The sequence below is a fragment of the Photobacterium sp. DNB22_13_2 genome, assembly GCF_052873915.1.
This window is the reverse complement of sequence record NZ_JBNNXU010000004.1, coordinates 1-18302: the sequence shown is the minus strand read 5'-3', so window position 1 is coordinate 18302 and position 18302 is coordinate 1. Positions and strand designations below refer to the sequence as shown.

General features: G+C 42.4%; 14 protein-coding genes. 8 read left to right on the top strand and 6 right to left on the bottom strand.

The window, feature by feature from the left end; genetic code table 11:
* Nucleotides 1-97: 97 nt before the first annotated feature.
* Together ACVA58_RS07525 and ACVA58_RS07520 are read left to right on the top strand one after the other, a co-directional pair.
* Complete coding sequence (locus ACVA58_RS07525; protein WP_446509826.1) at nt 98-532, top strand: thioredoxin domain-containing protein; 435 nt, start codon at nt 98-100, stop codon at nt 530-532.
* A 136-nt stretch (nt 533-668) separates the two neighbouring features.
* Nucleotides 669-1583, top strand: a complete 915-nt coding sequence (locus ACVA58_RS07520) for a cation diffusion facilitator family transporter (protein ID WP_446509825.1) — start codon at nt 669-671, stop codon at nt 1581-1583.
* Between the two features lie 756 nt (nt 1584-2339).
* On the opposite strand, the gene nagZ is transcribed toward ACVA58_RS07520, so the two are convergent.
* Nucleotides 2340-3344 (bottom strand): beta-N-acetylhexosaminidase, encoded by a 1005-nt coding sequence (gene nagZ, locus ACVA58_RS07515; protein ID WP_446509824.1) that lies wholly within the window; start codon nt 3342-3344, stop codon nt 2340-2342.
* A 376-nt stretch (nt 3345-3720) separates the two neighbouring features.
* Between nagZ and ACVA58_RS07510 the strand changes: the two genes are divergently transcribed.
* Nucleotides 3721-4200, top strand: a complete 480-nt coding sequence (locus ACVA58_RS07510; protein WP_446509823.1) for a DUF1097 domain-containing protein — start codon at nt 3721-3723, stop codon at nt 4198-4200.
* A gap of 56 nt (nt 4201-4256) precedes the next feature.
* On the opposite strand, the gene ACVA58_RS07505 is transcribed toward ACVA58_RS07510, so the two are convergent.
* On the bottom strand, nt 4257-5198 hold the full coding sequence (locus ACVA58_RS07505) for an NAD(P)-dependent oxidoreductase (protein WP_446509822.1): 942 nt from the start codon (nt 5196-5198) through the stop codon (nt 4257-4259).
* Nucleotides 5199-5534: 336 nt separating this feature from the next.
* Between ACVA58_RS07505 and ACVA58_RS07500 the strand changes: the two genes are divergently transcribed.
* Both ACVA58_RS07500 and ACVA58_RS07495 read left to right on the top strand, forming a co-directional pair.
* Complete coding sequence (locus tag ACVA58_RS07500; RefSeq protein WP_446509821.1) at nt 5535-6656, top strand: efflux RND transporter periplasmic adaptor subunit; 1122 nt, start codon at nt 5535-5537, stop codon at nt 6654-6656.
* 2 nt (nt 6657-6658) lie between these two features.
* On the top strand, nt 6659-9811 hold the full coding sequence (locus ACVA58_RS07495) for an efflux RND transporter permease subunit (protein WP_446509820.1): 3153 nt from the start codon (nt 6659-6661) through the stop codon (nt 9809-9811).
* 103 nt (nt 9812-9914) lie between these two features.
* On the opposite strand, the gene ACVA58_RS07490 is transcribed toward ACVA58_RS07495, so the two are convergent.
* Together ACVA58_RS07490 and ACVA58_RS07485 are read right to left on the bottom strand one after the other, a co-directional pair.
* The gene (locus tag ACVA58_RS07490; protein WP_446509819.1) at nt 9915-11066 is read right to left on the bottom strand and encodes a S1 family peptidase; all 1152 of its coding nucleotides are present in this window, start codon (nt 11064-11066) and stop codon (nt 9915-9917) included.
* Between the two features lie 344 nt (nt 11067-11410).
* The gene (locus ACVA58_RS07485; protein ID WP_446509818.1) at nt 11411-12508 is read right to left on the bottom strand and encodes a S1 family peptidase; all 1098 of its coding nucleotides are present in this window, start codon (nt 12506-12508) and stop codon (nt 11411-11413) included.
* Nucleotides 12509-12834: 326 nt separating this feature from the next.
* Between ACVA58_RS07485 and ACVA58_RS07480 the strand changes: the two genes are divergently transcribed.
* Nucleotides 12835-13659, top strand: a complete 825-nt coding sequence (locus ACVA58_RS07480) for a DUF5718 family protein (protein ID WP_446509817.1) — start codon at nt 12835-12837, stop codon at nt 13657-13659.
* A 65-nt stretch (nt 13660-13724) separates the two neighbouring features.
* Here ACVA58_RS07480 and ACVA58_RS07475 read toward each other — a convergent pair whose 3' ends face one another.
* On the bottom strand, nt 13725-14717 hold the full coding sequence (locus ACVA58_RS07475) for a lipid A deacylase LpxR family protein (RefSeq protein ID WP_446509816.1): 993 nt from the start codon (nt 14715-14717) through the stop codon (nt 13725-13727).
* Between the two features lie 213 nt (nt 14718-14930).
* Here ACVA58_RS07475 and ACVA58_RS07470 point away from each other — a divergent pair, with 213 nt between their 5' ends.
* Nucleotides 14931-15779, top strand: coding sequence for a sulfurtransferase (locus ACVA58_RS07470; RefSeq protein ID WP_446509815.1), 849 nt, complete (start codon nt 14931-14933; stop codon nt 15777-15779).
* Nucleotides 15780-15872: 93 nt separating this feature from the next.
* Here ACVA58_RS07470 and ACVA58_RS07465 read toward each other — a convergent pair whose 3' ends face one another.
* The gene (locus tag ACVA58_RS07465) at nt 15873-16691 is read right to left on the bottom strand and encodes a phosphate ABC transporter substrate-binding protein (protein WP_446509814.1); all 819 of its coding nucleotides are present in this window, start codon (nt 16689-16691) and stop codon (nt 15873-15875) included.
* 724 nt (nt 16692-17415) lie between these two features.
* Between ACVA58_RS07465 and ACVA58_RS07460 the strand changes: the two genes are divergently transcribed.
* Nucleotides 17416-18102 carry a hypothetical protein gene (locus ACVA58_RS07460; RefSeq protein ID WP_446509813.1) on the top strand — a complete coding sequence of 229 codons (687 nt, stop codon included), beginning with the start codon at nt 17416-17418 and terminating at the stop codon, nt 18100-18102.
* Nucleotides 18103-18302 lie beyond the last annotated feature (200 nt).

Below are 18302 nucleotides of genomic sequence, written 5' to 3'. Positions count from 1 at the left end.
CAAAAGATATTTGCTAACTCATTGCCTTGCTCGCTGGATGTATCTGGCTTTAATCTTTGCTAGTATCCGCCGTTTTATAGGTTAAGAAGAATGTAAAATGGCAGCCTTTTCTATTCAATGTCCTCATTGCCGTCAAAACGCGAGTCTAATGCCACAATCGCTATCGAATACGGTGAAGTGTCCTCACTGCAGTAAACATATTTTAGATGGTCAACCGGTAGATGCGGATAGTAAGTCGTTGGAAAAAATAATTTTTTCCCCACTTCCCGTGATTGTTGTATTTTGGAACGACAACTGTACTCCATGTAAAACCTTCAAGCCTATCGTTACCAAAGTTGCTAAAGAGCGTGCAGGTAAGCTTCGCGTGGTCTTTGTTAATTTAAGTAAAAACATGGCATTATCATCAAAGTACCGTTTGCGTGGGGTACCGACCACTATCGCCTTTAAGAAGGGGCGGCAGCAAGCTGTTTTAAACACCGCCTTACGAAAGAATGAACTTTTAAAGTGGTTGTCAGAGTCATTATCAATTTGATCACAAAAGCGTAACTGTGGTAAAGGTATAGTCATACAAAGTTAATTCAAAACAGGCAAACAAACGGAATATTTTGGAAACCGTTTGTTTGTGATTTCAATCAACGCAATATAACTAACTGTATAAGGAGGATTTTATGGCGACTAGCCGTAAAATTAGTAAGGAGCGTTTAGCACTGAAGTTATCCCTAGCGGGTACTGTAGTATTGTCTTCGCTAGGTATTGGCTATGGGTTGTATGTTGGATCCAATGCCATCCTTCTCGACGGTATGTTCTCATTACTCAGCATGGGTATGACAGGTTTAAGTCTGTATACCGCTTACCTCGTTTCTAAGCCTGATGATAAGTATTTCCAATTTGGCTATGCGCATATTGAGCCGTTAATCAACGTCGTCAATGGCTTGCTCATCTTACTCACTTGTATTTTTGCTTTTATTGGTGGTGTGCAAACCATTGTCAACGGCGGTCATGAGATAGTCTTAGAGCATGCAATTATCTATGCTGTTCTTTCGACCATTTGCTGCTTTTCTATATATTTTACTGAAACTTATATTGCTAAAGCCGAGCAATCTGAGTTGGTCAAAGTAGACTCTCAGGAGTGGCTTATCGATGGGATTTTAAGTGCGTCGATTCTGGTGGGCTTTATTGCGGTGATGATTCTTGATCATTATGGGTACTCACAGTGGAATCGGTATGTCGATCCTATCTTGGTATCAGCTTTATCACTTGCAGCAGTGGTACTGCCAATCACGGTATTACGTCGTAACTTAAGAGAGGTGCTACTGCTTGCTCCTCAGGATGATGTACAAGACAATGTAGATCGTGTTATTGCCAAGCTATCAAAGCAATATCATTTTGATGATTACACACATCACTTTGCCAAAACGGGTCGGCAGTATGATCTCGAAGTGAACATCCTCGTTAAAGACGATACGTATTGGACGACCAAGCGGCAAGATCAAATCAGGTTGATTTTGTGGGAAGCACTATCAGATGAACTCGGTGATACATGGTTATCTGTTAGCTTTACGGGGCAGGCAAGATGGCTCTGATAGACACAACTCAGAATATTTAGCTAGGAAAGGGCATGATTTGCCCTTTTTTTTCTTCCAAAATTAATATTTCAAATTATGATCATAGTTATTTAACCAAGTTACTTGGCTATAACTATATCTAATCTGAAGTGGGAATAATTATAGTTAAAAATAGTCTGGTTATTTTTAGTTATTCCCCGCAAAATATTCACGAATCCGTGCAAATGGTAGTGAATTATGAACAGAATACGAATGGTATCATTTTGAAGTAACCTAAGTTTCTGTTTTTACATCAACTATGTTGTCAGTATTGGTCAATTAAGTATGGCTTTCAATGCAACTAGCACGAATATTATGCAAACTTTTTAGTGCATTTTTTGTTCTGTTGGGGTATCTTGTCCACAGTCTAAAAATTGCTTCTAGTGTTAGTGGTAATCTTTAGACTTTCAGGCAGCATTTCGATGCTTACTGTACCCATACATTTAGATAAATCATAGGTTTATGCGATTATGGAAACATTACTGGTTATCGCCTTCATCATTGGTGCTTTCTACATTATCTGTAAAGAAAAGAAGAAATGTACCAAAGACGTTGATTACTCTCGTGACTCTTTGTAATTACTACTTTTTTAGAGTGATCTGCTAGTTATTCAGTGGTACCAGCACTATTACTATTTTAGTGATTGGCAACGAACATGAAAATCGCCCTTTTAATATTCAGCGCCTCTTTTTGAGAGAATATTATGGGCGATTTTTGTTTTGAATAAACCGTTAATTAAGCTTGTTTTTCCAGCCACTCATTACGTAGACGAGTAATGCGCTTTTCCGTTTCTTGCCATTTTGATGTCTTAATCAAGTCACGATATTCACCCGTAGGCTTTTTGCAAAGGGATTCTAATAACGGTACTTGCGTTTGAGGAAGGCCTTCTAGAGCTTCGATTGCACCTTGACGATTGTTGCAGAGCATTACCATATCGCAGCCCGCTTGTTGCGCCGCAATTGCTCGTTCACTATAGCTGCCAAGGACATCGGCACCTTTCATATTTAGATCATCTGAAAAAACAACGCCTTTGAAGCCCATATCTTCACGTAGAACTTGTTTTAACCAATAGCTAGAGCCGCTCGCAGGTGATGAATGATAGTGATCAAAGACGACATGGGCTGGCATCATGGCATCGAGTAGGTTGGTATCGATTAAAGACTGGAATACCGTCATGTCATGTTGTTTTATCGTATCTCGTGAATCGATAGGGGTTTCGAGGTGTGAGTCAGCGATAACTCCGCCATGGCCAGGAAAATGTTTTCCTGTTGCCGCCATTCCTGCCAATTTCATGCCCTTGATAAATTCAGAAGCATAGCGGATCACCTGTTGGGGATCATCAGAGAAAGCTCTATCACCAATCGCTTTACAGTCAAATCCAAGATCTAATACAGGAGCGAGGCTTAGGTCGATATCCATCGCTAGTAATTCAGCTGCCATTAGCCAACCGCCATCATAAGCCAAGGCTTTGCCCTCGTTGCATTCAGCAAAGGCTCGGGCAGGTGGCAGCAATGTGAATTCATCTCGGAAACGTTGTACACGTCCACCTTCTTGATCAACGGCAATAAGAAGAGGGCGCTTCGCGGTATTGCGAATATCCTTGGTCAGCGCGCGCAATTGCTCACGATCATGATAGTTTCGTGCGAAAAAAATTATTCCGCCAACTGTTGGGTGTTGGATGATCTCGCGATCTTCTGCATCTAGCTCATAGCCAGCCACATCAAGCATCAGAGGGCCCATGAATTCTCCTTACGGAATTTATCTAATAATAACAACCAGATAATTATGCCTTATATTACAGAAATACCATAATGAACACGCTTAATTATAGAGAGATTTAACCAAATGTTGGCAATCAGGTGAGGCTATTTGACAAGGGAAGTAGATCTATATTGTTTACCCAGGGAAACACTTTGTTGTGTAATGGTTTTCATTAAAGTGTTTAATTAGAATAAGGTGTTTTTAAGTCGCTGATATTTAATGGTAAATAATTAGTGTTGAGCATATGCTTTGTGCAACGATATTTTGTTGCACTTAAAGTGTGATATTGAGCACTTTAATGCAAGGGGTTGTCACTTAAACTGTTTCCTTAATTGTCCAATTAGGAAAGTGAAAGATGTCAACTTTGGTCGCAATTGCTATTACAACCGGAATCTTATCGGGTATTTGGGGCTGGGTTGCTGTATCCCTCGGCTTGTTAAGCTGGGCTGGCTTTCTCGGTTGTACCGCATATTTCGCTTCCCCGAAAGATGGTGTAAAGGGCTTGCTACTTAGCTTGGCAACTACAATGAGTGGTGTGTTTTGGGCAATGGTGATCATCCATCTTTCTTCCGAGGTGGGCATTGAGATCATCGGTTATGTTATTACGGCCGTCGTTGCTTTCTTTATGTGCTTTCAAGCAAAACAAGCATGGCTTAGCTTTATTCCGGGTACGTTTATTGGCTCGTGTGCCACATTTGCAGCTGGTGGAGATTGGCAGCTTGTCGTTCCATCGCTGATTCTAGGTATTATTTTTGGTTATTCAATGAAAGCTTCGGGTTTGTGGTTACAACAGAAGTTGGCAAAATCCGCAGGAACCCTTGCACCTGCAGAGTAAAACAGTGATATAGAATCGAAGAAAAGCCGCAATTATTTGCGGCTTTTTTGTATGTGTTAAATACAAGGAATATAGAGCCCAGAGAAAGGCTGCTCAAGGGGCTTCAACACTTCAGCGGCTTTATCTTTTGGGGCCAGGATACAGACACGCAGTCCTTCATTGAGCTTGCTTTGTACTTGTGACGTTAGGTTACCGTCTTCATAGGGTTCACGATCAGCGTCCCTTCGACATAAATCGACAAAGTCATCATCAGCGCCGGTTTTACTAGGATAGAAAACAAACTCCGCCTGCTGCATTAAACGCAATGCTTTTAAGGTGAGAAGTTCGGTGTCAGTTCCCGTTTCTATCAGGTATAGAGCAGCCTGTATTGTGTCTGTTTGATTAATTGATTGTACAAATACTTGCTCTAGGCAATCTTTTGATTGCGCTTGTTCAACCTCAGGATGACGGAAAAATCTCTCCCAGAATTTACGTCTTTCATCGACAGTCGCAAAATGTTCCTTAATCCGCTCTCGTTGTTCACCCGCATAACTTGCTAGCAAAGACAAATTTTGTGGCAGTTGGGTTTCCAGCTTCTCCCGTAGGTACCTGACTAGAACAGGGGAAGCTCCACCGCTGGAAACGGCAACTTGAATCGGGCTTCTATCGACTATGGATGGGGTGATGAAGTCACAGTAGTCTTTATCATCGACGACATTAATCCAGATACCAAGGTCTGTTGCATCTTGGTGTACCTGATGATTCAGTGATGGGTTGTTAGTGGTGGCCCAAACTTGATAACTGCCTTCGAGATCACATTTTTCGTAACATTTGCCTTTCCAATTAATATGTCCGCTGTTCACTAGCGTTGCTAAGTAATTGTGTAGCTTAGGGGAAACAATCTGAATGGATGCGCCAGCTTTGCGCAGTAGGTCTACTTTTCTGCAAGCGACTTCACCTCCGCCTACTACTGTTACTTTTTTCTGTTTTACAGAGAGAAAAATCGGGAAATAGTCCATATTAGATATTCTTTTTAGGTATATATGTTGCTGCTAAGTATCTGACTTGTAGTTATATCTTTTTCTAGTTACTATGAAAACACAGAATTACAAGCTTTGAAACAATTTGAAACACTTGCTTGGTGAAAATGTTTCATTACTTATGACTGTTCAGCTTGGATTAAAGGCATAATGCTAGTTTATGCAAACTATAATGATAGTTTTTTTTGAAGCCTTAAATAACCTTCAAGTCACTAAAATATAAGCGGAATGATTGTTCGCCTAGTAATAGCTATAGTGACTGAATATAACAAACTTTAAGCGTACTTTTTACATAAATTTAAGATGGTCGGCAATATGAATAAAAAACTTATGATTGCGACACTGATAAGCTCAAGCCTGCTTGTCGGTTGTGGCGATAAGTTGTCTGGTCCTGCTGGGGGAATGGCTCCTCTAGTTGTAGTAGAACCAGTAACTGTGATTGATTATCAACAGGGGAAACAGTTTGTAGGAAGAACTGAAGCGATTGAAGATGTGGCCATCACAGCTCAAGTTTCAGGCTACCTTAAAGCGCGTTCTTTCAATGAAGGTGAGGTTGTTGAAAAAGGGCAGGTACTTTTTGAAATTGAACCAGCGGCCTATGAAGCACGTGTTGCAAGTGCATCTGCCTCTATTGCTCAAGCTGAAGCTACGTTAAAACGTGCTGACTTGGACTGGAAACGTGGTCAAAACTTGTTGCCGAAAGGCAGTATTAGCCAATCTGAATATGACCGCTTAACAGCAGAAAAACTGAGCGCTGAAGCGCAGCTTAAAGCGGCCGGTGCTCAGTTGAAATCAGCACAAGTTGATTTGTCATTTACAAAAATTACCGCACCATTTACTGGCCGTATCAGTGATAGTAAGGCCAGTATCGGTGATCTTGTCTCACCAAGTTCTGGCGTGCTGACTACGCTGGTTAGCCTAGACCCTATGCAAGCTTCTTTTAATGTGAGCGAGCGTGAGCGTTTGAACCTTGGTATTGATAGCCTTGACGGTGCAGGTGAAGGCCAGGGTGATGTTGAAGTCGTTCTAACTTTAACAAATGGCAAGGAGTATAGTGAGCTAGGTACGGTTGATTTTATTGGCAACCGAATAGATCTAAATACTGGTACGATTGCTATGCGTGCAAGTTTTGCTAACCCAGAGCAATCTTTGCTCCCTGGTCAACATGTTCAAGTTTTCCTGCGTGAAAAAGAGCCTGTAAAACGTATCGTGATCCCTCGTCGTGCTGTTCAAAGTGACTTGGAAGGTGACTTTGTTATGGTACTGGCGGAAGAAAATGTCGCCGAACGTCGCAATGTGGTTCTAGGGCCTCAGACCGAACATGGCATCATCATCGCCGAAGGCATTGATAGCGAAGATGTTGTTATGACTAAAGGTCTTCAGCGTGTACGTAACGGTGTAACAGTACGACTTGAAGAAACAGGGGCGCAAGAGTAATCATGCTGAGTCGCTTTTTTATCCAGCGCCCTAAGTTTGCGCTGGTCATTTCAATTATTCTAACACTGGCGGGGGCTATTGCGGTCCTGAACCTGCCTGTGGCGGAATATCCTAAAATCAGTCCACCATCTGTTGGTGTGACGGCTTTCTATTCTGGTGCAAGTGCGGAAACGGTAGAAGAGGCGATTGCTGACCCGATTGAAGCGTCAGTGAACGGCGTTGAAAACATGATTTACATGTCTTCAAAAAGTGCGAATGATGGTTCGTACAGCCTGAACGTCACTTTTGATATCGGTACCGATCCTGATATGGCTCAGGTTAACGTTCAAAACCGTGTGTCTCAGATTGAGTCAAAACTACCAGCCGAAGTGCGTATGGTAGGTGTAACGGTTAAGAAGCGCTCTCCTGATTTGTTGATGGTCCTTAACTTCTATTCACCAGAAGGCCGATATGACGACCAATTCCTGATCAACTACATTAACCTTAATGTTAAAGATCAGCTGGCGCGTGTGACGGGTATCAGTGAGGTTAACGTAATCGGTGGTGGTGAATACGCTATGCGTGTTTGGCTAAACCCCGAGAAAATGGCCAATCTGAATCTGACTACCTCTGATGTCAATGCGGCTCTTTCTGAGCAGAACGTTCAGGTAGCAGCTGGCCAAGTTGGTGCCGCGCCATACAATAACCCGCAGGAAGTTCAATTTAACCTGGTTACTAAAGGTCGATTACAAACCGTAGAAGAGTTCGAGGATGTAGTACTTCGAGCTAACAATGACGGTTCTATGGTGTACCTAAAGGATGTTGCGCGCGTCGAACTTGGTAAAAAGTTCTACAGCGGTAACGGTATGTTCCGTGAGCAACCTGCTTCTATCGTTGCGCTAAACCTTCAGTCTGATGCTAACGCATTGGAAAGTGGTAAGGCAGTAATGGATCTACTGGAAAACCTGAGTAAAGATTTCCCAGAGGGCATGGAATACGAGACCAGTTACGATACAACTTTGTTTGTTGCTGAGTCGATTAAAGGCGTAGTTGTTACCCTTATCCAAGCGATCTTGCTGGTAATTGCCGTAACTTATATGTTCCTTGGCAGCGTGCGCTCAACGTTGATCCCCGTTGTTGCTATTCCTGTATCACTTATCGGTACCTTCGCCATCATGTTGGCTGCTGGGTTTACCATTAATACGGTAACCTTATTCGGCCTGATTTTGGCAATCGGTATTGTGGTGGATGATGCGATTCTGGTTATCGAGCAGGTCGATACCAACATGAAACGGGATCCTAGCCTCACTCCTGCTAAAGCAACGCTTATAGCGATGAAGGAAGTAACCGGTCCGATTGTCACATCAACCTTGGTATTGCTTGCGGTATTCGTTCCAGTAGCCATGCTTCCGGGCATTACCGGTATTATGTATCGTCAGTTTGCCCTGACTATCTGTATCTCGGTAGTGATCTCGTCGATCAACGCATTGACACTTTCACCAGCTCTGTGTTCGCTAGTGCTTAAACAAGGTGGTGGTAATACAGCTCGCTGGTTCGAAATCTTTAACCGTGGCCTTGATAAGGTAACGCTGAAGTACGGTTCTATCGCTGGCTTCATGGTTCGAAAAACAGCGCTACTTGTTACTTTCTTTGTTTTGGCTGTAGGCGCTGTAACTTTCCTTTCGAAAACGACCTCTACAGCATTTGTACCGACTGAAGATAAGGGTATCTTGCTGGTTAACGTTCAGCTGCCAGACTCCGCTTCTTTATCTCGTACAGAAGAAACAACAGAAAAGTTACAGGCTATCCTTGCTGAAGAACCTGGTATCGAGGGTATTACTGTTGCAAACGGCTATGCGTTCCTTACGGGTGCAGCGGCGTCAAACGGTGCATCTCTATTCATTAAATTGAAAGAGTGGGATGAGCGTAATGCAATGGAGGGTGACCATTCCTCTTTTGCAATCTCGAACCGTGTTAACGGCCGCGCTGCAATGGAGCTACCAGAAGCAATTGTCTTTGCAATGGGTGCCCCAGCAGTACCGGGTATGGGGGCTGCAGATGGCTTTGAATTTGTACTTGAAGATACCTTAGGCCGAAGCCGAACCGATTTGGCAAATGTCATGGGTGAAATGATTCAGGCAGCGAATCAGCAGCCTGAAATCCAGTTTACTTTCAGTACATTCCGAGCCAATGTGCCTCACTACTACATTGATGTTGACCGAGTGAAAGCGAAGCAACTGGGTATCCCGCTGACGGAGATCTTCCAGACGCTACAGGGTAACCTTGGTTCAATGTATGTGAATGACTTCACGCTATACGGTAAGAACTTCCGTGTAACCGTGCAGGCTGATAGTGACTACCGTGATGGTCTGGACGCACTTCAACGATTCCACGTGCGTTCATCGTCAGGCCAAATGATCCCATTAAGTACGATTACATCGGTAGAGCAGGTGTTTGAACCTGATGTTGCGTGGCGCTACAACATGTATCGTTCAGCGGTTATCCAAGGTAGTCCAGCTCCGGGTTACTCAAGTGGTGATGCAATCGCCGCCATGGAGCGTGTAGCAGCTGAAGTCCTACCTCAAGGCTATCAGTATGAGTGGACAGGTATGGCTTACCAAGAAGTTAAAGCCGGTAACCAAGCTATTTACGCTTTTGCCCTAGCACTTGTATTTATCTACCTATTTATGGTGGCACAGTACGAGAGCTGGAGTATTCCGCTGGCCATTATCCTGGTTGTTCCAGTGGCAACACTAGGCTCATTCTTGGCACTGGCTATGACGGGGACACCGTTGAACCTGTACGCTCAGATCGGTTTGGTTCTCTTGATTGCACTGGCGGCTAAGAACGCCATCTTGATTGTAGAATTTGCTAAGATTGAGCGTGAAGATAATGAGTTGGATATCGAACAAGCGGCGGTTCGTGGTGGTAAGCTACGTTTCCGTGCGGTAAACATGACTTCTTGGTCGTTTATCTTGGGTATTCTACCTCTTATCTTTGCCAACGGTGCTGGTCATATCAGTCAGAACTCATTGGGTATCTCCCTAACCGGTGGTCTGCTATGTGTGTTGTTGGCAGGTACCTTCCTGATCCCTGGTTTCTTCGGATTGGTACAACGTCGTCGTGAGAAATTCCACGGTGGTTCAACTAAGTTGATTCCATTGGATGACGAATAACTTTCGTTGAAGACTGAGTGAAACGTAAACTAAAAGCTCCCATCAATGGGAGCTTTTTTTATGGTTCAACTATGACAATTTAAGCTGTCTGGTCAATAACCGATTAGCAAGTTTTACGGCGGAGAAGGGCAAGTGCTGCCAAACTGATCAACCCTGAGATTGGCAAGCTACCACCGCCACCTGAACCGCCTTTGTTGGTTCCGCCGTTACCACCTTTACTGTCAGGTTTGTTTTCTTTAACTCTTTCAAATGGATCGACATTGAACGTTGACGTTTTAACTTCACTTAAAGTCAACCCCGTCTTTGCTTCGATCCAGTTGTAATAGCTTGAAAGTTCAGTGTATAAGCCATTCGATTGAGCTGCAGTGTGACCTGCTTGCTTGTACTCACAACCAGGACCATTACTGGTGACACCGATGACACGAAGACCTAAATCAGAGTCGCTAGAATAACTTGGGTTCTGCCAAACTAATGGGCCACCAGAGTCACCACGACATACGTCTTTCTTTATGTCTGGGCTGTTACTATCAGCACAGACGAAGTGGGATTCATCTTTGTCGAATTCGTACTTTGTATTGCACTGAGTGATCGGAATGCCACCAAGTTTGACAATTCTTAAGTTGTTAGGAGATTCGTAATCAGGTTCTGTGCTTCCCCAACCAGAAGCTATAAGATTGGCTTTGGAGTAGGCGCCAGTATTCCAAGTGTTTTGAAAGTCCTGATTAATATTAACTTGCTCGTCAGGAGTTGCGATTTTGATAGGTTTAGCTGAGCCATTTTCTAGAAATGAGCGATTAACCCTCAATAAAGCGATATCATTATCAGCTTTAAAGATCGGCTCAACTTTACCCACGTAACCTTCGTGGTAAATCTTTTCAACAATGGCGAACTTGAATTTTGGGTCAATGTTTTTTGCGTTCTGAGTCGTATTTTTGATTGTATTGGTACCAGTAATCAAAGTATTACCAATAAAAGCAATAGGGCTAAGATCATTATTGACGACACAGTGTGCGGCAGTTACAGCCCAAAATTCGCTGATAATAACAGCACCACAAGCCGACATTGCTGCTGAGTAATCGCTGCTATCAGCCTCTGCTAACATTGAAGCTTGCCAAGGGGCGATTAAGCTATTGGATAAGGTGGTAGCATCTTCACCATTCAAAACTCGTGTTTGGATCTTAGGCTCATTTGCTTGTGTCGTAAAACTAACGGTGCAGGCAACGGCCAATACGATTGGGGCAAATTGGGTTTTCATAATGTCCTTGTATGGTTGTGTGGTTCTTACTGTCAGCTGTGTAGAGTAATGATCTAGCAATAACATCTTGTTTTATTGTGTTTTAAAAATAATTGAACGATGTTTTTATTGGGTGGATGTTAATCGATTTCTTTTATAAAACCAATCAAAAAATTGCTTTGCCTGATGGTTTTAGCGTAACTATCAATTTATTCAATAGTTAAGGGCTCGAAAGTATTTATTGGTGAGTAAGATGGGGCTGGTAAAAGAAAGCCCCTGTCACTAAGAAGTGAGGGGGCTCTATTCATCATTTTTACTTTAAAAATCAAATTAAAATCAATTGGCTAGCGTTTTATGGTTGTTTACTAGCGTAGTCGACGACGTAGAATACCGAGTACAGTTAGTCCGAATAACCCTGAGATTGGCAAGCTACCACCGCCACCACCTGAGCCACTTGGGCTTGTTCCGGTCTTATTTTCAGGGTCACTTACTTTAGTAAAGGGATCTTCACTAAAGACTGGTGTGGATTGCGATGCTAGGTCTAACTTCGTTTGATCTTCAATCCATTCATAATAGTGTGCAAGTTCGGTATAAAGACCGTTCTTTTGCGCAGCAGCATCACCGTTTTCTTTTAGGTGGCAGTATGGTCCACTACTCGTAACCCCAATAACGCGAAGTCCAAAATCACTATCATTTGTTTTACTTGGTACTTGCCAAACTAGCGGGCCACCTGAATCACCTCGACATACATCTTTCTTTATTTCGGGGGTGTTACTGTCAGCACAAACAAAGTGAGATTCTTCACTTAGTGGATAGTCAGCATTACAATCAGTTATTGGAATGCCGCCTAATTTAACAACCATTAATTCATTCGGTTGGTCAAATTTAGGTTCGGTGTAACCCCATCCTGAGGCGATGAGGTTAGCCTTAGAGTAACCGGTTGGATTCCAAGTATTAGCAAATTGGTTATTGGCGTCTTCTTGTTCTTGTTGGGTGGCTATTTTAATTGGTTGAGCGACTTCAAGCATCGAACGATTGACCTTGAGTAGTGCTATATCATGATCTAATACCGGGCTGGAATAGAAACCACTGTGAACAATCTTGTCGGTGATCTCAAATTTATATTTGTCATCGATACGGTCGGCAGTGCCCCCCTTGTTTTTAATGATATCTGCACCTGCAATTAGAGTGTTACTCATAAACGGCTCTATACAATGAGCAGCAGTAACAGCCCAAAATTCGCTGATAACAACAGCCCCACAACCGGAAGTGATATACGTACCATCATTTAATTGTGGTTCAGTAAGGAATGCTACCTGCCACGGTAAAAGTAAATCAGATGATAGTTTACTTGCTTCTTCACCGTTAAGTACACGTGTCTGAATGTTGGATTCAACAGCAAAACTAGGTGCAGCGGAAAGACAAGCCAACGCAAAGGCAATGGGGGTATATTTTGTTTTCATAAAGTCCTTCTATGGTTCCTTCAAGCTATATAATAAAGTTGGCCACCAAAAGATGGTCAAAATATTGGCCAACAATGCTTACTATCAGTAAATGTACATTGTTTTTATGGCTACTATGGTAAAGGTGAACAGTAATATTTCCAGTCATAAAATTGCTTTGTGTGACAACGGTTACCAATTATTCATCCGATCGATGGCTCTTGGGTTTTTATTGGTGGGATTGAATATTGATCTAATGCAAATCCTAGAGATATTCTGATCGAGATTGTTTTAGTGGCACGTTATACTGCAACCTGATATTTAGTAATAACAAAGAGTTGCAGAGTATGACTTACAAGCACGTTATTGGCTTTGGTGTTGCGGGCAATTTTGCTGGCCACTTAGAGCAAGCCGGTGAAGACAAAGATTTTTTAGCGGTAGAAGTTAAAGAAGCGGTACAGCCTAAAGCGATTTTTCCTTTCTATGTGCCATCAGAGAAGGCTGGGTTCCTTTCCACTTACCCATTGTCATCAGATACCATTATTCCCCCAAACGATGCTGATAATTTGCAAATAGAACCTGAAGTGGCATTGATTTGTGATATTGAATATCAAGACAATAAGGTCGTTACTATTAAACCGCATGGTTTCGCTGCATATAATGATTGCTCTATTCGTAAGCCGAATGCAGAGAAAATCAGTGAAAAGAAAAACTGGGGTGAGAGTACCAAAGGGATCTCTTCTCAGGTTATTGCGGTTGATCACCTTCGGGAAGGGGGCAAATTGGATAACTTCCGAATCGCAAGCTTCCATAAACGTGGTGAGACGGTATCGCGCTACGGTGAAGACAGCCCAGTAGTGGGTTACAGCTATTTTCATGAAAAGCTGTTGAACTGGATTGTTGATCGCATGAACAATCAGCAAGATGTAGGCCCAACAGAAAATATTGCCGATTTTCTGGAAAATGCAGGTTACCCAACGCAGGCCGTGATCAGTATTGGTGCCACTCGTTATACCGAGTTTGGGGAAACAACGTTTTTGAAATCAGGTGATACCAGTATGGTAGTCGTTTACGATGGTTCAGTGTATAGCCCTGAAGATATTACAGCGATGGCTGAATGTCAGACATTTGCAGAGCAGGGGATCTCCGCTTTGATTCAGTCTGTCGCTTAAGAAACAAAAAGCACTGTGGAAACAGTGCTTTTTCATTAGCTTGTTAAGCTGTATTACTTTTGTCGTTACAGACGCCAGAAAACTTCCAGCGAACCATTTGAGTTTGTGCGGTGCTTAGCCTCTTTGAATTCTGCGGTGTTGGTGGCAAAGCTCAAACTGACTCCCCATTTCGGCTGGTAGAACACGCCTCCGAAAACAGCGGTAGCTTGCCAATGATCGACTTTGGTATTTGGTACTTCACTCGGTCGATTTCCCTCAATAGTGATATCGTTAAAACGGTATCGTCCTTCGATGCCGGTAAACAGAAAGTAACCTGATGAACTGGATGACAGCACACCTATATCAACAAAGTTGCCTGGAGAGAAGCCGGTTGTACCGAAATTATCTGCCAGATTGTTACCCCAACGAGCAACACCACCAACAGCAAGTTCGCTTTGATAGTTACCTACATTGATTCGCCCCGTACCACTTAAGTCGTAATCGTCCATCAAATAAGCCTGTTGACGGGTGAGTAAGCGGTGGCCTTGATAGCCTAGGTTGAAAACAAGCGTATTCTCTATCTGGTAATCCCACCCCATAGGTTCATCAGACCCAACAATATCGTGAATGAACTTTTGTCCTTCCTCGGCGAAAGAATTGGGGCCAACAATACCCAGCATAAAACTAAACTTATCGACAAAAGTCGGTGTGTATTGGTAGGCAGTGGATTCTAAGAATAGTAAGCCTGCATAGGGGCGTTCATCTTCTGGTGGTTCGATGGACTCGATATCTTCTGGTGTCCACATCTGTTGCCCGAGTGTTAACCCCCAGCCTTGCTTTGTTCCTTCTTTCAGCGGTAAATATTGACTGATCTGACGGATCGGTGTGGGGGCTGTCTCTGCTAGATCTGCTGAATATGGTGAGTTGTACTCAAGGAATATGCCATTGGTATAATTCTGATCTGTGCCAACGATTCCGTCATTGTCCATAGAAAACGAAACACTCCCCGAGTTATATGCGAAGGCATTGGGAGAGAGAGCAGAAAGACAAGCGAAAAGTACGGGTGAAAATTGTTTCATTGCTAATCCTTTGGTACAACAAGCAAGATGAGATTCAATAGTGGATGCGTTAGGCGTATTTTAGTTTTTATTAAACAGTAACTAACTGGCATTGTTTATACAACATGCTTATCCATTGATGTCTTCATCATATCGAAAGGAAGAGATTTATCGCTAGTGTTTTTAGTGAATAAGCGTAAATCTTTGTGAATGTCCGGTTTATAAGGAAAGTGAATGTCAGTGCTCAAAATTACATCGCCATTAATATCGGTTTCTTGGCTAGCAGAAAACCTGTCTCATCCTGAAGTGATCGTACTTGATGCGAGTTGGTTTTTACCTGGCTCAGAGAGAAATGCGAAAACCGAATGGATAAAAAAACGTATACCGGGTGCACGCTATTTTGACTTTGATACAAAAATTGCTGATCCAGTGGCTTCATTTCCTCATATGTTACCTGAGCCATTGCATTTTGTTGATGAGGTTGAAAAATTGGGCATCTCAAATCACAGTCAAGTTGTGGTTTATGATAGCCAAGGTATTTTTTCGGCACCACGAGTGTGGTGGATGTTTCGTGCAATGGGGCATGACAATGTTGCCGTACTCGACGGTGGACTGCCTGCATGGGAGGTTGCTGGAAACCGTCTTGAGAAAGGCGAGCCTGTTATGCCTGCAGTTGGTGACTTTAACGCACGTTACCAGTCACAGTGGGTAATTGATGGTGATAGCTTGCTAGAAAACCTTAATAGACCGGACGTTCAAGTTTTGGATGCAAGGGCGGCAGCGAGATTTTATGGTACCCAGAAAGAGCCGAGGGAAGGAGTCAGAAGTGGTCATATGCCTAGTGCTAAGAGTCTCCCTTTTGGTCAATTGCTCAAGGACGGGTATTTCTTACCACCTTATCAATTGAAAAAGCGGTTTGATGCTGTCAGTGATTCTGAACAAAGATTAGTCTTAAGCTGTGGTTCTGGTGTTACGGCTTGTATTTTGGCATTGGCAGCTGAGCTGTCTGGGCGGGAAAGGCTTACAGTATATGATGGGTCTTGGACTGAATGGGGCGCAACCTATAAATATCCTGTTGTTTAACGATATACCTAGTAATTTGGTCTTTGATAATAAAGGCACAGTACGACTGTACTGTGCCTTTTGCAAACGTATATATAATTCGATTACTGTACGCTAGTCGATGACAGATACATATCCACGATCTTCAATAAGGCTTTGGCCCGATGTTGACATCACATAGTCGACAAATCGCTGTGCATCGTCGTTTAGCTGCTTTTCTTTATATAGCATCAAGAAAGGGCGAGAGATTTTGTATTTGCCTGATTCAAGGTTTTCTAGAGATGGCGATACACCTTCAAAGTTGAGTGCTTTGATAGAGTTGTCGACAGAACCCAGAGAGACATAGCCTAGTGCGTGTTTGTTGCGAGAAACTAAACTCTTAACGGTACCATTGGTATTGACGATAAGTACTTGAGGGTTGATATCCGATACGGTTTGACCTTTAATTTGCTGGGTTAGACCCATAAAGTCTTCAAAAGAAAAACGAGACCCTGATGCGTTTTCACGGCTAACAACCGCAATTTTGAGATCTGGTCCACCAACTTCTTTCCAGTTGTTGATTTCACCGTGGTAGATTTTCTCGACCTGCTCTTTGGTAAGGTTAACGATAGGGTTTTCTTTATGTACAACCAGAGCAATACCATCATGGGCGATGGTCACTGTTGATATATCAGGCTTGATCTCCTCGGGCTTCAGGTAGCGGGAGCTCATTCCTAAATCTGCAACATTTTGCTTTACGGCACTGATACCGGCAGAAGAACCGACGCCCTGTACTTCGATCTGTGTTTCGTTGTGCTCACTTGTATACGTTTCTGCCAGTACCTCAATAATATGGCTGGCGGATGTTGAGCCGGTGACAGTAACCCTTTCTTTCGCTTGAACCGAAAAGGTCATGCTAACAATAAGGGCGCAAAGAGTTGTTCTGGTAAGCATTTAATTCTCCAAAGTACACCAGAAAAGGTTGGCGCTAATCTTATTACGGGTTTATGACAGTAATGTGAAAAAGTACAGGGTAATAGAATGGTAATGTGTGCTTTCCAGTCTCACATGAAACCCTTTCCGGGTGAATGAGACTGATAAGAAGTAGTTAGCGAACTGAATATTAAGTGTTTATTTTCAAAGGCAGATTTTATCTGAATTCGGGTTTCCGGTAGATTCAGATTTCTTCGGTACATTTCTGAACATTGATAGTGAGATGTTGCGTTACGACATGTATGCCAGGTATACGGTATGGTTGATGTGAGTTCACTATCTAACAGTAAATAGATGCTTCTCTAGAACAGTTTGCTTGGTAAGGTCGTAGGGCAAACATGCCATCGGATGAGACTGGTTGGTCAGTTGATGAAGCTCACCTCAATTCAGAAAGAGAAGCTGCTTAATAAGCAAGCACATGATGACAACTATCTTGAAAAACGGCGTGTATGAACAGTTGGTTATGTGACGTGTCTAGCAATTATACAGGAAAACAAATGCTTGCTCCCTATTGATAACATTATAAGCCTGAATAGAACTTAAAATTATAAAGATGGACTGTACAGTAATGCGTGCAAAAGATATTGCATTAGGGCGGTAGCGTGCCTCAGCTAATAGAAGCGAGAGAACAATCGCACCGCTATCTTGACATTTTTTAGTAACTAAGAATTTTGGAAAGATATCTATGGCTTCCTTCAACGATAAAGCTTCTATTACAGAATACTCTAAGAAGCATCAAAAATCAGTTAAGCTATCAAAACTAACAGCATTAGTTACATTCATTTTTATTTTCCTAATACTGACACCAACTAACGTCCTTGGTTTCAACTCTAGTAATGATGAATCTGGGACTGGGGGGGCTGTCGTAGTTTTAGTCATCATATTTGTGATTTTGGGAATTATTAACAATGTAAATAATTACAACAAAAAGAAAGAAATTGAAAAAGAAAAACTTGCAGAACAAGTGAAGGAGCGCAAAATACAGAGTGAAATATATTTCAACAGCAAGGAAGCACTTAAAAGGAGTCACCAAATTGTGAAACTTATAAATGAAGCACACGTGACTGGAGATGTAATTATTCAGGGGAATAAAGCTCCTGTTATTATCAATTCAACAATTATAGATTCGTTCAATAAAGTAAGTAAAAACGATCCAGAACTTGCAAATGCCCTAAAAATATTAGGTGGTTATATAGAGAACTCTAAAGACAAAGCCGCGGGAATTATATTTGACAATTTACAAAACGAGGTGTCGAAAGATGAGCGTGATAATTCCACCGTTAAGTCATACTGGGATGGGCTAGTTGCAATATTGCCAGAAATAAAAGAACTGGCTGGTGTCGCAACTACAATAGGTGCATTGTTTTTGTAACCATCAGATCCGAGGGCTCTAAACATTATATTTTTTCTTGATACTCTCTTATCAAACCTCCATTTTTAAATACCCTAGATAATCCGTCATTTACTAAATTAAGTATTCATTCTAGCTCATTTATGTCCGTGCGACCTGAAGTCGTATGAAGCGTTGTTCACCACGACAAGAGTGAACCATCTGTATCACCAGATGACCCT

What these genes read in the sequence shown, in the direction of transcription:
- ACVA58_RS07525 (WP_446509826.1), top strand. Translation starts at nt 98, where the DNA reads ATGGCAGCCTTTTCTATTCAATGTCCTCATTGCCGTCAAAACGCGAGT.
- ACVA58_RS07520 (WP_446509825.1), top strand. Translation starts at nt 669, where the DNA reads ATGGCGACTAGCCGTAAAATTAGTAAGGAGCGTTTAGCACTGAAGTTA.
- nagZ (WP_446509824.1), bottom strand. Translation starts at nt 3,344, where the DNA reads ATGGGCCCTCTGATGCTTGATGTGGCTGGCTATGAGCTAGATGCAGAA.
- ACVA58_RS07510 (WP_446509823.1), top strand. Translation starts at nt 3,721, where the DNA reads ATGTCAACTTTGGTCGCAATTGCTATTACAACCGGAATCTTATCGGGT.
- ACVA58_RS07505 (WP_446509822.1), bottom strand. Translation starts at nt 5,198, where the DNA reads ATGGACTATTTCCCGATTTTTCTCTCTGTAAAACAGAAAAAAGTAACA.
- ACVA58_RS07500 (WP_446509821.1), top strand. Translation starts at nt 5,535, where the DNA reads ATGAATAAAAAACTTATGATTGCGACACTGATAAGCTCAAGCCTGCTT.
- ACVA58_RS07495 (WP_446509820.1), top strand. Translation starts at nt 6,659, where the DNA reads ATGCTGAGTCGCTTTTTTATCCAGCGCCCTAAGTTTGCGCTGGTCATT.
- ACVA58_RS07490 (WP_446509819.1), bottom strand. Translation starts at nt 11,066, where the DNA reads ATGAAAACCCAATTTGCCCCAATCGTATTGGCCGTTGCCTGCACCGTT.
- ACVA58_RS07485 (WP_446509818.1), bottom strand. Translation starts at nt 12,508, where the DNA reads ATGAAAACAAAATATACCCCCATTGCCTTTGCGTTGGCTTGTCTTTCC.
- ACVA58_RS07480 (WP_446509817.1), top strand. Translation starts at nt 12,835, where the DNA reads ATGACTTACAAGCACGTTATTGGCTTTGGTGTTGCGGGCAATTTTGCT.
- ACVA58_RS07475 (WP_446509816.1), bottom strand. Translation starts at nt 14,717, where the DNA reads ATGAAACAATTTTCACCCGTACTTTTCGCTTGTCTTTCTGCTCTCTCT.
- ACVA58_RS07470 (WP_446509815.1), top strand. Translation starts at nt 14,931, where the DNA reads ATGTCAGTGCTCAAAATTACATCGCCATTAATATCGGTTTCTTGGCTA.
- ACVA58_RS07465 (WP_446509814.1), bottom strand. Translation starts at nt 16,691, where the DNA reads ATGCTTACCAGAACAACTCTTTGCGCCCTTATTGTTAGCATGACCTTT.
- ACVA58_RS07460 (WP_446509813.1), top strand. Translation starts at nt 17,416, where the DNA reads ATGGCTTCCTTCAACGATAAAGCTTCTATTACAGAATACTCTAAGAAG.